The sequence below is a fragment of the Gordonia sp. p3-SID1431 genome (assembly GCF_025143765.1).
In the GTDB taxonomy this organism is placed as follows: domain Bacteria; phylum Actinomycetota; class Actinomycetes; order Mycobacteriales; family Mycobacteriaceae; genus Gordonia; species Gordonia hongkongensis.
Map to the genome: position 1 here is coordinate 86,151 of NZ_JAMBDT010000002.1, position 13,540 is coordinate 99,690.

Here is a 13,540-nt window from a genome sequence, read left to right on the forward strand (position 1 = left end):
CGTGGGCCTGGGGATGACCCCGATGTCTTTGCGCCCGGGGGACAGTCCGCTCGAGCTGGCGTGTCAGGCGAGCCGGAATGCGTTGGCAGACGCGGGGATCGAGATCACCGACATCGACGGATTGCTCGTCGGTTCGTCGCAGGGTGTACGCCCGGACCGACTCGGGGTCGGATTCGCGTCCTCGGGTGGTTTCTCCGGCCTCCGCCTGCTCGAGCATGTGGAGATCAAGGGGGCCACCACGATCGCGATGATCCAGCGTGCCCAGTTCGCTGTGGAGAGCGGCAGCGCGCGAGTGGTGATGTGCGTCTTCGCCGACGCGCCGCTCGTCGCCGGAAAGGCCGCCGGCTCGACCTATGCACACAGCGGCGGCCACTCCGGTTCTCGGGGACTGGAGCGCGCCGGCGGCGTCCTCGGGTCCGTTCCGACCTACGCCCTTCTCACACAGCGGTGGTTGCACGTCAACGCGGGTACACCGGAAGATCTCTGTGCGGTGGCGACCACAGCGCGTGCGTGGGCGGTGGACAACCCGGATGCGGTGGTCCGCGCCCCCCTCGATGCCCAGGGTTACTTCGACAGCCCGATGATCTCCGAGCCGCTGCGGCGCCTCGATTGCGCACGCCCGGTCAATGGCGCGGTCGCGGTCATCGTCAGCGCAGACCCGGCGGTCGGACACGCTGTGCGGGTGAACATCCGCGGAACCGGGCGCGACCATCCGATCCGGCATCGGCGGGCCGGGGCCGAGTCTTGGTTCGGCGGGGGCAGGCGCTGTGTCGACGATGCACTGAACGCCGCCGGCATGACGCGCGACGATGTGGACACCGTCCAGCTCTACGATCCGTTCTCGGTCGTCACGTTGATTCTGCTGGAAGAGTACGCGCTCACCCGTGGAGCCCCGGCGGGACAGTTCGTCCGCGAAGGCCACACCGGGCGCGGAGGGAACCTGCCGACGAACACCGGCGGAGGGCAGTTGTCCGGGTTCTATCTCCAGGGGATGACCCCGCTGGCCGAGGCACTCGTTCAGCTCCGCGGCGACGGCGACGCGCGCCAGGTACCCGATGCGACAACAGCACTCGTCGGCGGGATCGGTGGTCGACTGGATCACCACGCCGCGCTGGTCCTGGAACGTGCAGCATGACCGTCGTCGATGACTGGCTGCTCGATGACAGCCTTGCGCCGGCGGTGGCGGGTGACCCGTTGGAACCCCTCTACGCCGGGGCCGCGCGCGGCGTCCTGGTGCTCCCGTTCTGTGCTCGGTGCGCGATCCCACTCGATCTCGAACAACACGTCTGCGACCGTTGCGGATCCGGCCGGATCGACTGGGCCGAAACAGTTCCGACCGGGGTCGTGCACTCGTCGACCACCATGCACCGCCTCGAACCGGGATTGGTTGCAACGACCGGTCCCTATCCGATCGTCGACATCGAACTCACGGGCGGACATCGCCTCATCATGACAACGGTCGACTGGCAGGCCGATTCGCCGCAGATCGGTGACGTGGTCGACATCGGCTTCAGAAACTTGGCCGGAGTAGCGATCCCGGCCGCGCAGCCCAGGAACACCACCGATACGGAGGCCCCAGATGACAACCGCTGAGTCGAAACACGGCACGGCTGACGACTTCGACGTGTCGAAGATCGTCCAGGACGATCGCGTACACGGTTCTGTCTACACGTCACCGGAGATCTTCCAGCGCGAGATGGACACCATCTTCCGGACCGGATGGGTCTATGTTGCCCATGACAGTGAGGTCAGTGAGCCCGGTGACTACCTGACCCGCCGGATCGGCAGCGAGCCGGTCGTCGTCGCGCACGGCAAGGACGGAGAGATCCGGGTGCTGCTCAACCGGTGCTCGCACCGGGCGAACAAGCTGTGCAATGCCGAGAAGGGCAACGCCAACGCCTTTCGGTGCCCCTACCACGGCTGGACCTTCAGCAACACGGGTTCGCTGACCGCGGTTCCGATGAAAGAGGGCTACGGCGAGGCATTCCGCGCGGTCCGGTCCGAGCTCGGGATGGCCGAAGCGCCCAGGGTGGACAGTTACGGCGGGTTCATCTTCGCTTCCCTGGCTGCCGACGGTCCATCGCTCACCGAACATCTCGGGGGTGCCGTCGCCGCCTTCGATCGCCTGCTCAACCTGTCGCCGACCGGGACGATCGACCTGCGCGCCAACTGGATGAAGCATCTGCACCACGCCAACTGGAAGATGGTGGTGGAGAACAACGTCGATGGCTATCACGCATTGTTCACCCACGCATCGGTCTATGACGCTATTCGACCCGCGAAGGTCTCGCACATCCCATCCAAGACCGACGTCGTGGTCCGCGACATCGGTGACGGACATTCCGAGATCGACTACTCGGCGGAGTATCGAAAGCTGGACGAGGAGTTCATCTGGTACGGCCGGATACCCCGGACCAAATTACCGAAGTACGTTGCTGCGCTGGAGAAGAAGTACGGCGAGGAGAAGGCGCACGATTCGTTGGTGGTCGGACCGCCGCACACCCTGATCTGGCCCAACCTGTTCCTCGCCGAGATGAACGTCATGTACGTCGAGCCGATCGGCCCCGACGAGACGATCGCGTACACCACCGCGGCGCTGATCCCGGGACAGGATGAACTCAATCTGCGTACACTCCGCCGGTCCGAGGGCGCCATGGGCCCAGCCGGATTCCTGATCGCCGACGACGGCGAGATCGGAATGCGCAATCAAGCGGGACTGGCGGCCAGGGATCCGGAATGGCTGCGGTTGTCACGTGGCCTGGAAACCGATGTGACCGACGAGACCGGCATCGTCAACAGCGACAAGAGCGCCGAGACACCTCAGCGCGGTTTCTACCGTCAGTGGGCAGATGTCGTGGGACAGGAGATCAACCGATGAGCACACTCGACGAGACCGACGTACTGTCTTCGGCACTGCAGCCGCTGCCGGCGCCGTCCCCGGAGATCGCGAGTTTCCTGTCCCTCGAGGCCAGGCTGGCCGACGAGGCACGCTACTCGGAGTGGGAATTGCTGTGGGACGACGACGCGCTGTACTGGGTGCCGATGCACCCCGACGACGACCCGGCAACCAACCTGGCGTACATCTATGACAACCGTCGCCGGATCAAAAGCCGAGTAGCACAGTTGAACACCGGCAATCGACACTCGCAGACCCCGCCGTCGGTGATGCGGCGTCTGCTGACCAATTCCGAGGTCCTCGACACCACCGACGACACGGTCACGGTGGGATCGAATTTCGCCCTGTTCGAATATCGTCACACCCAGCGTGTGTGGGCTGGGAGGGTCATCCACAAGGTCCGCCGGCACCCCGATGGACTCAAGCTCGCGGGCAAGACTGTCCACTTGATCAGTGCCGGGGGACCAGTCGACACTCTCGCCTTCCTGATCTGACGCCGTCGGATCTCCATTTCCCCATCCCAGTCTCGCGGAGGCTCAGTCCTTCGCGCCGAAGTACCTGTGAGGCAACGTGCTTGTAGGTGACATCTCGAAGAACAACGCGCGCCGATACCCGAACAAGCCCGCGATCGTCGAATCAGGGCGGACCCATACCTGGGCCGAGGTGGACGAGCGGGCCCGCCGGCTGGCCAATCACATGTTGGCCGCCGGGCTCCGCAAGGGCGATCGGGTGATCGTCATCGCGCGCAACTGTATCGAGTGGCCGGAGATCACCTTCGCGTTCGCGAAGGCGGGCCTGGTCACCGTCCCGGTGAACATCCGGCTCGCACCGGACGAACTGGCGCACGTGCGTGACGATTCCGGTGCCACCGCGGCGGTGGTCCACACCGATCAGGTCGACCGCTTCGGTTCCGAGTTGAGCGACCTGGCGGTGGTCCTCGAGATCGGTGGCGACACGGTGGGGAACGAGTACGAGGCGGCGCTGGGGGCGGCCGCCGCCCACGATCCGACACCGAAGTCGTTGCGCCCGGACGACATTCAGTTCATCTTGTACACGAGCGGCACCACCGGCCGGTCGAAGGGCGTCATCAACACGCATCGTGGCATGCTCGCGCAGGCCGTCGACACCACACTGGTGACCGAGGCCAACCGCAGCGACATCTTCCTGGCGACGACACCCTTCTTCACCGCCGGCGGGATGGTGCGCACCCTGACGTGGACGTATCTGGGGCAGACCATGATCATCCACAAGCGATTCGATCCCGAGGCGGTCATCGACGAGATCGAGCGCAGTGGCGTCACGTTCACCACGTTCATCCCCACCATGCTGCAGCGCACTCTGCGAATACTGGAAGAGGGTGCGGCCCGCGACATGTCGAGCCTGCGCCGCATCAGCTACGGCTCGGCACCGGTGCCGCCCGGGCTCGCGAAAAGGGCGATGGATCTGCTCGGATGTGACCTGCAGCAGCGCTACGGCCTGACCGAATGCGGCGGCCAGGCGACGATCCTCACCCCCCAGGACCATCGCGACATGGTGGCGGGCAAGACGAGCATCCTGACGTCGTGCGGCCAGGAGACCCCGATGTGCTCGATCCGGATCGTCGACGCGGACGGCAATGAGCTACCGACCGGTGAGGTCGGCGAGATCGTGATCGTGAGCGAGGCCAATGCCGTCGGCTATTGGAATCGCTCGGATCAGACCAGGCAGACGTTCCGCCGCACCGGGTTGTGGTCGGGCGACCTCGGGTACCTCGACGCCGAGCGTTACCTGCACGTCACCGGCCGCAAGACCGACATGATCATCTCGGGCGGATTCAACGTCTACCCGGCCGAGATCGAACGGGTGATCGGTCACCACCCGGCGGTGGACATGGTCGCCGTGGTGGGAGTCTCCGATCCGGAGTGGGGCGAGACGCCGGTTGCGGTCGTGGTTCCGAAGGGGACGATCGACGAGGATGCCCTCAGGACCGAACTGACCGCGCTGTGCCGCGCCGAACTGGCGGGTTACAAACAGCCGCGACGTTTCGAGTTCTGGTCCGAACTCCCCCTCGGGCCCGCAGGCAAGATCCTCAAGCGCGAGGTCGCCGGTTCCCTGGTGGCGTCGCAGGATACGGTCTCGACGTCGCAGGGGCCGGTGTGACCACTCCGCAGCGCACACCGGTCGTCGGTGTCGCGGGGGCTGCCAACTACTGGGATCTCCTGATCGAACGTGCTCGCCTGAGTCCGAACCGTGAGTTCGCAACTGACGAGCACGGCCGCCGGGTCACCTTCTCAGCCCTCGTGGACCTCGCCGAGTCCACCGCGGCCGCGCTCCACGAGCAGGGTGTCCAGGCAGGCGACGTGGTGTCGTGGCAACTGCCGACCAGCATCGAGGCGATGGCGCTGTCGTTGGCCCTGGCGCGGATCGGCGCGGTGCAGAATCCCATCATCCCGATGTTGCGGGAGAGTGAGGTCGCATTCATCACCGAGCAGGTCGGCGCCTCACTTCTCATCGTGCCCGACAACTTCCGCGGGTTCGATCACGCCGCGATGGCGTCCGCGATCGCCGGTCGAAACGAGCGGCTTCGGATCCTGGTCGTGACAGACGAATGGATCAGCGGGGACGCCACGCAACTGCCGACCCGAACAGACCGTGACGATGACGCGGTGAGCTGGATCTTCTACACGTCCGGAACGACCGCCGCGCCCAAGGGAGTCAAGCACTCGGACTCCGGATTGATCTCCGCGGCAAAGACATTCGTCACGAATGTCCAGGTCACGGCCGATGAGCGTTGTGCGGCGTACATCCCGATCACCCATGTCGGCGGCATCGCCCACGTCCTGAGCAGTCTGTTGGTCGGGCACACTCTCATCACGGCGTCGGCATTCGTCCCCGAGCACAATGCGGATCAGTTGATAGCCGAGCGCGCGACGCTCATCGGTTCGGGCCTGCCCTTCACCACGGAGTATCTGCGCATCGCGCACGAACGCGGTACCGCGCCGCTGTTCCCGAACGCGCGGGCAACTCTGGGAGGCGGCTCGGGCCGGCCGGTCGACCTCAGCCGGGCCGCGGCGGAACATCTGGGGGGCGTCGGCATCATCTCCGGCTACGGGATGACCGAATGCCCGTACCTCACCTGGGGGAGCCCCGACGACACCGCCGACGAACACGCGCGTTTCGAGGGCACGCCGGGCTCGGGCGGCCGGGTACGGATCGTCGGGCCGGACGGATCGGGGTTGCCGACCGGTGAGGTCGGGGAGATACGAGTACTCGGGCCACAACTCTTCAAGGGTTATGTGGATTCGGCGCTGGACGCGTCCGCGCTCGACGAGCAGGGGTACTTCCGCACGGGGGATCTCGGATTCCTGAACGCGGCGGGCCGTCTCGCGGTGACGGGACGGATCAAAGACATCATCATCCGCAAGATGGAGAACATCTCCGCACGCGAGGTCGAGGAGGCCCTGATCGACCATCCTGCGATCGCCGACCTCTCGGTGATCGGTATGCCCGATGAGGAAACGGGCGAGCGTGTGTGTGCCGTCGTGGTCCCGTCCGACTCGAGCGCACCACCCGACCTCGGATCGCTGCACGAGTACCTGGCGACGACCACCCTGAACAAACGCAGATACCCGGAACAGATCGAAGTGATCGCTCAGATCCCACGCAATTCCCTCGGCAAGATCAACAAGTCGCAGCTACGTGAGGAACTCCTCGCGTCCCCGGTGCAGAACGGTGTCCACCATGACGTCTGAGAACAGCTATAGCACCGTGGAATTCGAGATCGACGACCATGTCGCGACGATCACGCTCAATCGTCCGGACCGGCTCAACTGCTTCAACGAGGTGATGACCGGCGAGATCGCCGAGATCTGGGGGCGTGTCCGCGATGACGACGACATCCATGTCGCGGTGCTACAGGCAAACGGCGACCGGGCCTTCTGTACCGGCGTCGACGTCGGCGAAGGCCCGTGGTGGACTCATGTCAACCGGTTCAACCAGGAGGATCCCGGCGTGCTGCTGGGGCCCAAGCACCACCGGGTGTGGAAGCCGGTGGTCTGCGCCCTGCACGGGATGGTTGCCGGTGGAGCGATGTATCTCGTCAATCAGTCCGACATCGTCATCTGCAGCGAGGACACCAACTTCTTCGATCCCCATGCCAATGCCGGGATCGTGTCCGCGCTGGAGCCGATGGGCATGCTGTCCCGCGGTGTTCCGCTGGGCGACGTCTTGCGCTGGGCCCTGGTCGGAAGCGACGAGCGGATCACCGCCCAGACCGCGCTGCGGACCGGACTCGTCAGTGAGATCACCACACGCGACTCCCTCCGCGAACGCGCGCAACAGCTGGCATCCGAAATTGCCGGCCGGCGACCGGAAGCCATCCAGGGAACGGTTCGGGCGATCTGGGAGTCCCTTGACATGACCCCGACCACCGCGCTTCGCACCGGCCTGTCGTACACGCAGATCGGCAACCCGGGATCGGGACGCAGCGACTCACGGAAGAACAGGCGTGAGCCCCGATTCCGCTGACACCCGACAGGTTCGTTTAGGAGTGCAAGTGACCACTGACCAACTCACCGAACAGATCGCGACCGTTCCATTGCTCATCGGAGGCGAGGAGGTCACGGCCGAGTCCGGCAAGACTTACGAGAGCATCGACCCGTTCACCGGCCGGCCCTGGATTCGGGTGCCCGACGCCGGAGCCGTCGACATCGACCGTGCGGTGCAGGCCGCTCGTGATGCGCTGTCGGGCCCGTGGGGCGAGCTGACCGCCACAGCTCGTGGCAAGCTGCTCTGGCGACTCGCCGAGCTCATCACCCGCGACGCCGACGAACTGGCCGAGCTGGAGGTGCGCGACGGCGGTAAGCTCCTGCGCGAGATGTCCGGGCAGATGCGCGGACTCCCCGAGTACTTCTACTACTACGCGGGTATGGCGGACAAGCTCGAAGGCAGCGTCATCCCCACCGACAAGCCGAACTTCCTCGTGTACACCACCCATGAGCCGGTCGGTGTGGTCGGGGCGATCACGCCGTGGAACTCCCCGCTGCTGTTGCTGGCGTGGAAGCTGGCGGCGGGACTGGCCGCGGGGTGCACGTTCGTGATCAAGCCCAGCGACCACACCCCCGCGTCCACGCTGGCGTTCGCGAAGCTGTTCGCGGAAGCCGGTTTCCCGCCCGGCGTCGTCAACGTCGTCACCGGTTGGGGTCCCGAGACCGGGGCCGCGCTGGCTTCCCATCCCGGTGTGGACAAGATAGCGTTCACCGGTTCCACCGGTACCGGGATCCGCGTCGGTCAGGCCGCCGTGGCGAACATGACCCGGTTCACCCTGGAGCTCGGTGGGAAGTCGGCTCAGGTCGTGTTTCCCGACGCGGATCTCGACGCCGCGTCCAACGGGGTGATCTCGGGCATCTTCGCCGCGACCGGACAGACCTGCCTGGCCGGGTCGCGGTTGCTGGTGCACGAGAGCGTCGCCGACGACCTGATCGCAAAGGTCGTCGCACGCGCCTCGACCATCATCCTGGGCGACCCGAAGGATCCCCGGACCGAGATGGGCCCGGTCTCCAACGAGCCGCAGTACCAAAAAGTGCTGTCGCACTTCGCTGCTGCACGCGAAGAGGGCGCCACCATCGCCTACGGCGGGGTGCCGGCCGGGGAACTGGGTGGCTATTTCGTGAAGCCGACGGTCCTGACCGGCGTCACCGCGGACATGCGAGCCGTCTCCGAGGAGATCTTCGGACCGGTCCTGACGGTGTCGACATTCGCCGACGAGGCCGAGGCGATCGCGTCGGCCAACTCCACGGAATTCGGTCTGGCCGGCTCGGTCTGGACCAAAGACGTGCACCGCGCCCATCGGGTGGCGGCCAAACTGCGAGCGGGCACGATCTGGATCAACGCGTATCGCACGGTCGCTCCGCACGTACCGTTCGGCGGAGTCGGCGCGAGCGGTATCGGCCGTGAGAACGGTATCGACGCCGTCGCGGACTTCACCGAGACCAAGGCCGTCTGGGTAGAACTCAGCGGCGCCACTCGCGACCCCTTCACGCTCGGCTGAGGCCGCGCACACCGAACGAAAGATTCAGCCATGTCAACAATCGAAGCCGTCATCGTCGCCGGAGCACGCACGCCCGTCGGCACGTCGTTCAAAGGGACCCTGCGTGACACCACGGCGATGGAACTCGCCGAGGTGGTTGTCGCAGAGGTCCAGAAACGATCAGGCCTGGCCCCCACGCAGATCGACGACATCATCCTCGCCGAATCGAACTACGGCGGAGGTGATGTCGCGCGGCACGCGGCAGTGGTCACCGGAATGACCCGGGTCCCCGGGCAGGCCGTCAACCGGCACTGCGCGGGAAGCCTGACCGCGGTGGGAAACGCCGCAGCACAGGTCATCTCCGGTGCAGAGCGGGCGATCATCGCAGGGGGCACCCAGTCCATCTCCACCAGTCCGATGCAGTCCTTCCGGACCCCCGGCACCGTGGACGAGTTCACCCAGAAATGGATGCCGCCGACCCACCCGGACAGCGCCGAGGCGCCGAACATGGACATGTCGATCACGGTCGGCTGGAACACCGCCGCCGAACTCGACCTGACCCGTGAGGAGATGGATGCGTGGGCGTTGCGGTCGCATGAGCGTGCCATCGCGGCGATCGATTCGGGCGCTTTCGTCGACGAGATCGTTCCGGTGTCGGCACGGCAGCAGGACGGGACGTTCGTCGAGTTCGCCACGGACGAGCATCCCCGTCGTGACACCACCGCAGAGCGGCTGGCCGGTCTCAAACCACTTCACCCCGAGATCGAGGGCTTCTCCATCACCGCGGGGAACTCGAGCGGGATCAACGACGCCGCAGCCGCTGTCCTGGTGGTCGGCTCCGACCTCGCGGCCGACGAGGGCCTGGAGGTGCTGGCCTCGGTGAAGGCCTGGGCGGCAACGGGTATCGATCCGGCCCACACCGGTCTCGCCGTGCTCGACGTCATCCCGAAGGTCTTGGACCGCGCCGGAATCGGCGTGGCGGACGTCGCGCTGTGGGAGATCAACGAGGCATTCGCGGCCGTCCCCGTCGCGGCGTGCAAGAAGCTCGGTATCAGCGCCGACATCGTCAACGTTCTGGGCAGCGGGTGTTCCATCGGTCATCCGGTGGCGGCGTCGGGTGCGCGGATGATTCTCTCGCTCATCAACGAACTGCGCCGTCGCGGAGGCGGTTACGGCGTCGCCGCGATGTGCGCGGGTGGTGGTCAGGCCGGTGCGGTCGTCATCGACGTCCCGGCGCCGGCGAACAGGTAGTCCTTCCCCGAATCGAACAAAGGAAAGTCATGACCGTAGACACCGATGCTGCGAACAAAGTTCTCAGCGGACTCCGGCCGTTCCCAGTCGCCATCACCACCATCGATGGGGGCTTCGCCAACGGCCTGATGTCGCTGTCAGCCGGCGCCGCCAGTATCATCCCGGATGCTCCGCGGGCGACCGTGAGTCTGACCAAGTACAACATGACGCATGACATGCTGCTGAGTTCCGGCGTTTTTGCGATGCATATGCTCAGCGCCGGTGACGACGAAGTCGATGCTTCGATAGAGATCCTGATGACCCTGGGCGGAAGCTCGGGTCGGGACGGCGACAAGATCGGCAAACTCCGGACCAAAGAAGGTGTCACGGGCGCACCGATCCTCCTCGATGCCCACAGCTACGTCGAATGCCGGGTGATCGGCTCGCTCGACGTGCAGGAGAGCACCATCTTCGTCGGCGACGTGGTCGCCTCCGAGGTGTTCAGCGAGGCGCAGCGGATCAAGATCGGTGAGGCGTGGGGCAAGCTTCCTGCAGAATGGATTGAGCAGTACGACGCCAACCACGTGCCTCAACTGCAAAGCGCCAAGGACCACCGTTTCGGTCAGAAGGTCTGAGGCCATCCGTGACTGTGGAAATCGAAACCGAGACCGGGGCCGGAGGTCCGCCGCTCGGATCCTGGGAACTGCCCGACGAGTTGCGGATGCTTCGTGAGACGGTTCGCCGGTTCATGCAGCGCGAGGTTCATCCTCTCGAGGCAACGCTTCCCCATGACACCGCCGGGCTTTCGCGAGATCAGCTGATCCCGCTGCAGGACAAAGCTCGTCGTCTGGGGCTGTGGGCTCTGCAGACTCCAGAGATGTATGGCGGCGCCGGCCTCAGCGTGCTCGGTCAGGTGGTGGTGGCCGAGGAGGCGTCCAAATGCCGTATGGGAGCGTTCTTCCCAGCGCTCGGCGCCTTCGGCGGCAATCCTCCCAATATCATGTTCAAGGCGTCGCCCGAGCAGTTCCAGAGATTCGCACAGCCGATCCTCGACGGCCGGATGACCAAGGCCTACACCGCCATCAGCGAGGCGTCAGGTGGGTCCGACCCGGCCCGCGCGATCACCCTTCGAGCGGTCCGCGACGGTGATGAGTACGTTCTCGACGGCAGCAAGATGTGGACCTCCCATGCCGAGGGGGCGGACTGGGGAGTGGTGTACGCACGGACCGGCGAAGGCCGTGCCGGGATCTCGTGTTTCATCGTGGAGAGGGGCACCCCTGGGCTGACGTTCAACCGGATAGGGGTGATGGCGTCGTTCGCGCCTTACGAACTCCACTTCGACAACGTGCGGGTGCCCGCGGCGAATCGCATCGGTGCCGAGGGTGGTGGGTTCGCACTCGCCAGCGACTTCCTCGTCTACAGCCGAATCCTGTACGCCGCCGGCCCGATCGGAATCGCGCAGGAAGCACTGAACTCGGCGTGTCGGTGGGCCAAGGGCCGAGAGGTCTTCGGTGGCAGGTTGTCCGACAAGCAGGGAGTCGCCTGGATGCTCGTCGACGCCGAGGTGGAACTGCGTGCTGCCCGGTTGCTGATGTATCAGGCGGCGTGGAATGCCGATCTGGGCCGAGACGTCAAGGTCGACGCCTCCATCGCCAAGATGTACGGCACGGAGGCGGCCTACAAGGTCATCGACACCTGCATCCAGGTTCATGGTGCGCTCGGGCTCTCCGATGAGTTGCCACTCGAGCGGTGGTTTCGTGACCTGCGAGTGAAGCGTCTCGGGGAAGGCGCCACCGAGGTCCAGCGCTTGGTGGTCGCACGGGAACTCTTCAGATGAAGGTGTGACATGGCGGAGGGTGTGAGATGGCGTTGAAGTTCAACCTGATGTTCCCCATGCGGGCGGTAAAACACTATCGCGAGTGGATCGGAGACGGCAGCCTCGGAGAGGTGGCCAAGTGCTGCGAGGAGGCCGGATTCGACGGCTTCTCGATGAGCGAGCACCCCTACCCCGACCGTGAGTGGCTGGCTCGAGGTGGTCATCACGCGTTCGACCCGTTCGTGTCGTTGGCGGTGGCCGCCGAGGCGACCAGCCGTATCCGTCTGCTCACCTACGCGATGGTCGTCGGATATCGCAGCCCGTATCTCGGCGCCAAAGCCGTTGCCAGTCTGGACCTTTTATCGGGCGGGCGGGTCACACTGGGACTCGGTGCCGGTTACCTCGAGACCGAGTTCGACGCGCTCCGGGCCGACTTCAGCGGCCGGGGCAAGCTCTTCGACGAGGCCATCGATGCCATGCGGGCGACCTGGCGTGGTGAGGAGCACGAGGGTCCGGCGTACGGCGCGGCGGGACACATCGCCCTGCCACTACCACAAACCGACGGTGGTCCGCCGATCTGGATCGGGGGAAACAGCCGCGCCGCTCGGCGACGGGTGATCGACAAGGCCGACGGCTGGATGCCGATCGCACAGCAGGCGTCGACGGCCGCGATCACGAGGACGCCACCCCTGGAGGACATCGGGGCCCTTCGCACGCAGATCGGCGAACTGAACAGGTTCCGAGCATCAGCAGGAAAACCCGACGTCGATGTCTCGTTCGTGCCTTTCGAGAAAGAAGTGCTGCGCAGGGACGGAGCCGCAGCTTTCGTAGCCGCCGTCGGGCCCGAACTGGCCGCGTACGAAGATGCCGGCGTCACGTGGATCACCATCGAACCGACCAGCCGCAGTTTCACCGATTTCCAGACCGACCTCAGCGTGCTGAGCGAAGGGCTCGTGCAGCGGCACGCGTTCCCGGCGTAAGGAGTCCGAATCATGACCCACGTACAGGCCCACGACATCGACGCATTCGTGGGCATGATCGAAGCCTTTCGAGACCTACAGGCGACTTTGTGTCTGGTGGCCCCACCGCACGAGGCGGCAGCGGAGATGACCGCGGCGATCGAGGATCTGACCGATCGGCTCCGGCACTTCGAGGTGGCCGAAGGGCAGCGCACGGCCAGAGAACTGGGCATGCAGGGCCTCGGGCACCCGATCCTCGTGCCCTATGAGTCGACCGACACCTCCGACGACTCCATGCTCGGTTCGGTGACGTTCGGTTTCGCCCACATGGGCAGCACCGACACGGTCCACGGCGGAGTGATCACCCTCCTGTTCGACGATGTCCTGGGAATGTTCGTGAGTCGCAAGGGACAGCCGGACTCGCGTACCGCGTTCCTCAAAGTCGATTATCGCAGCGCCACCCCCGTCTGCCGTGAACTCCGGGTGACCGCGACCATCGACAGCATCGAGGGGCGCAAGACCTTCGTGCGCGGCGCGCTGCTCGACGGGGACGTAGTGTGCGCCGAGGCACGAGCACTGTTCGTCCGGTTGCCATCCGGTCGGTCGTGACCGGTGCCGGCGAAGTCGAGCGA

The 13,540-nt window shown here is 65.5% G+C and carries 13 protein-coding genes; all 13 read left to right on the plus strand.

Annotated features, from left to right (window positions below; all coding sequences use genetic code 11):
* The first annotated feature begins 13 nt into the window (after positions 1–13).
* Entirely contained in the window at positions 14–1,135 is a 1,122-nt protein-coding gene (locus M4D77_RS01365) for a thiolase family protein (protein WP_065632611.1), read from the plus strand.
* Positions 1,132–1,593 carry a Zn-ribbon domain-containing OB-fold protein gene (locus tag M4D77_RS01370; protein ID WP_065632548.1) on the plus strand — a complete coding sequence of 154 codons (462 nt, stop codon included), beginning with the start codon at positions 1,132–1,134 and terminating at the stop codon, positions 1,591–1,593. Before M4D77_RS01365 ends, M4D77_RS01370 begins: the two co-directional genes overlap by 4 nt.
* Complete coding sequence (locus tag M4D77_RS01375; protein ID WP_065632549.1) at positions 1,580–2,878, plus strand: Rieske 2Fe-2S domain-containing protein; 1,299 nt, start codon at positions 1,580–1,582, stop codon at positions 2,876–2,878. The genes M4D77_RS01370 and M4D77_RS01375 overlap by 14 nt, the downstream gene beginning before the upstream one ends.
* Complete coding sequence (locus tag M4D77_RS01380) at positions 2,875–3,390, plus strand: aromatic-ring-hydroxylating dioxygenase subunit beta (RefSeq protein ID WP_065632550.1); 516 nt, start codon at positions 2,875–2,877, stop codon at positions 3,388–3,390. Before M4D77_RS01375 ends, M4D77_RS01380 begins: the two co-directional genes overlap by 4 nt.
* 76 nt (positions 3,391–3,466) lie before the next feature.
* Positions 3,467–5,035, plus strand: coding sequence for a class I adenylate-forming enzyme family protein (locus tag M4D77_RS01385; protein ID WP_065632551.1), 1,569 nt, complete (start codon positions 3,467–3,469; stop codon positions 5,033–5,035).
* The gene (locus M4D77_RS01390; RefSeq protein WP_065632552.1) at positions 5,032–6,627 is read left to right on the plus strand and encodes a class I adenylate-forming enzyme family protein; all 1,596 of its coding nucleotides are present in this window, start codon (positions 5,032–5,034) and stop codon (positions 6,625–6,627) included. Before M4D77_RS01385 ends, M4D77_RS01390 begins: the two co-directional genes overlap by 4 nt.
* The gene (locus tag M4D77_RS01395; protein WP_065632553.1) at positions 6,617–7,402 is read left to right on the plus strand and encodes an enoyl-CoA hydratase/isomerase family protein; all 786 of its coding nucleotides are present in this window, start codon (positions 6,617–6,619) and stop codon (positions 7,400–7,402) included. The genes M4D77_RS01390 and M4D77_RS01395 overlap by 11 nt, the downstream gene beginning before the upstream one ends.
* A 55-nt stretch (positions 7,403–7,457) precedes the next feature.
* Positions 7,458–8,924 (plus strand): aldehyde dehydrogenase, encoded by a 1,467-nt coding sequence (locus tag M4D77_RS01400; protein WP_175401201.1) that lies wholly within the window; start codon positions 7,458–7,460, stop codon positions 8,922–8,924.
* A gap of 30 nt (positions 8,925–8,954) precedes the next feature.
* Positions 8,955–10,154, plus strand: coding sequence for a thiolase family protein (locus M4D77_RS01405; RefSeq protein ID WP_065632555.1), 1,200 nt, complete (start codon positions 8,955–8,957; stop codon positions 10,152–10,154).
* A gap of 29 nt (positions 10,155–10,183) precedes the next feature.
* Positions 10,184–10,768: a flavin reductase family protein gene (locus M4D77_RS01410; protein WP_065632556.1), complete on the plus strand. Its 585-nt coding sequence runs from the start codon at positions 10,184–10,186 to the stop codon at positions 10,766–10,768.
* Between the two features lie 86 nt (positions 10,769–10,854).
* Positions 10,855–11,970: an acyl-CoA dehydrogenase family protein gene (locus M4D77_RS01415; protein ID WP_065632612.1), complete on the plus strand. Its 1,116-nt coding sequence runs from the start codon at positions 10,855–10,857 to the stop codon at positions 11,968–11,970.
* Between the two features lie 26 nt (positions 11,971–11,996).
* Positions 11,997–12,929: an LLM class F420-dependent oxidoreductase gene (locus M4D77_RS01420; protein WP_065632557.1), complete on the plus strand. Its 933-nt coding sequence runs from the start codon at positions 11,997–11,999 to the stop codon at positions 12,927–12,929.
* Between the two features lie 12 nt (positions 12,930–12,941).
* Positions 12,942–13,517: a PaaI family thioesterase gene (locus M4D77_RS01425; protein WP_065632558.1), complete on the plus strand. Its 576-nt coding sequence runs from the start codon at positions 12,942–12,944 to the stop codon at positions 13,515–13,517.
* The last annotated feature ends 23 nt before the right edge of the window (positions 13,518–13,540 follow it).

What these genes read in the sequence shown, in the direction of transcription:
- M4D77_RS01365 (WP_065632611.1), top strand. Translation starts at nt 14, where the DNA reads ATGACCCCGATGTCTTTGCGCCCGGGGGACAGTCCGCTCGAGCTGGCG.
- M4D77_RS01370 (WP_065632548.1), top strand. Translation starts at nt 1,132, where the DNA reads ATGACCGTCGTCGATGACTGGCTGCTCGATGACAGCCTTGCGCCGGCG.
- M4D77_RS01375 (WP_065632549.1), top strand. Translation starts at nt 1,580, where the DNA reads ATGACAACCGCTGAGTCGAAACACGGCACGGCTGACGACTTCGACGTG.
- M4D77_RS01380 (WP_065632550.1), top strand. Translation starts at nt 2,875, where the DNA reads ATGAGCACACTCGACGAGACCGACGTACTGTCTTCGGCACTGCAGCCG.
- M4D77_RS01395 (WP_065632553.1), top strand. Translation starts at nt 6,617, where the DNA reads ATGACGTCTGAGAACAGCTATAGCACCGTGGAATTCGAGATCGACGAC.
- M4D77_RS01405 (WP_065632555.1), top strand. Translation starts at nt 8,955, where the DNA reads ATGTCAACAATCGAAGCCGTCATCGTCGCCGGAGCACGCACGCCCGTC.
- M4D77_RS01410 (WP_065632556.1), top strand. Translation starts at nt 10,184, where the DNA reads ATGACCGTAGACACCGATGCTGCGAACAAAGTTCTCAGCGGACTCCGG.
- M4D77_RS01415 (WP_065632612.1), top strand. Translation starts at nt 10,855, where the DNA reads ATGCTTCGTGAGACGGTTCGCCGGTTCATGCAGCGCGAGGTTCATCCT.
- M4D77_RS01420 (WP_065632557.1), top strand. Translation starts at nt 11,997, where the DNA reads ATGGCGTTGAAGTTCAACCTGATGTTCCCCATGCGGGCGGTAAAACAC.
- M4D77_RS01425 (WP_065632558.1), top strand. Translation starts at nt 12,942, where the DNA reads ATGACCCACGTACAGGCCCACGACATCGACGCATTCGTGGGCATGATC.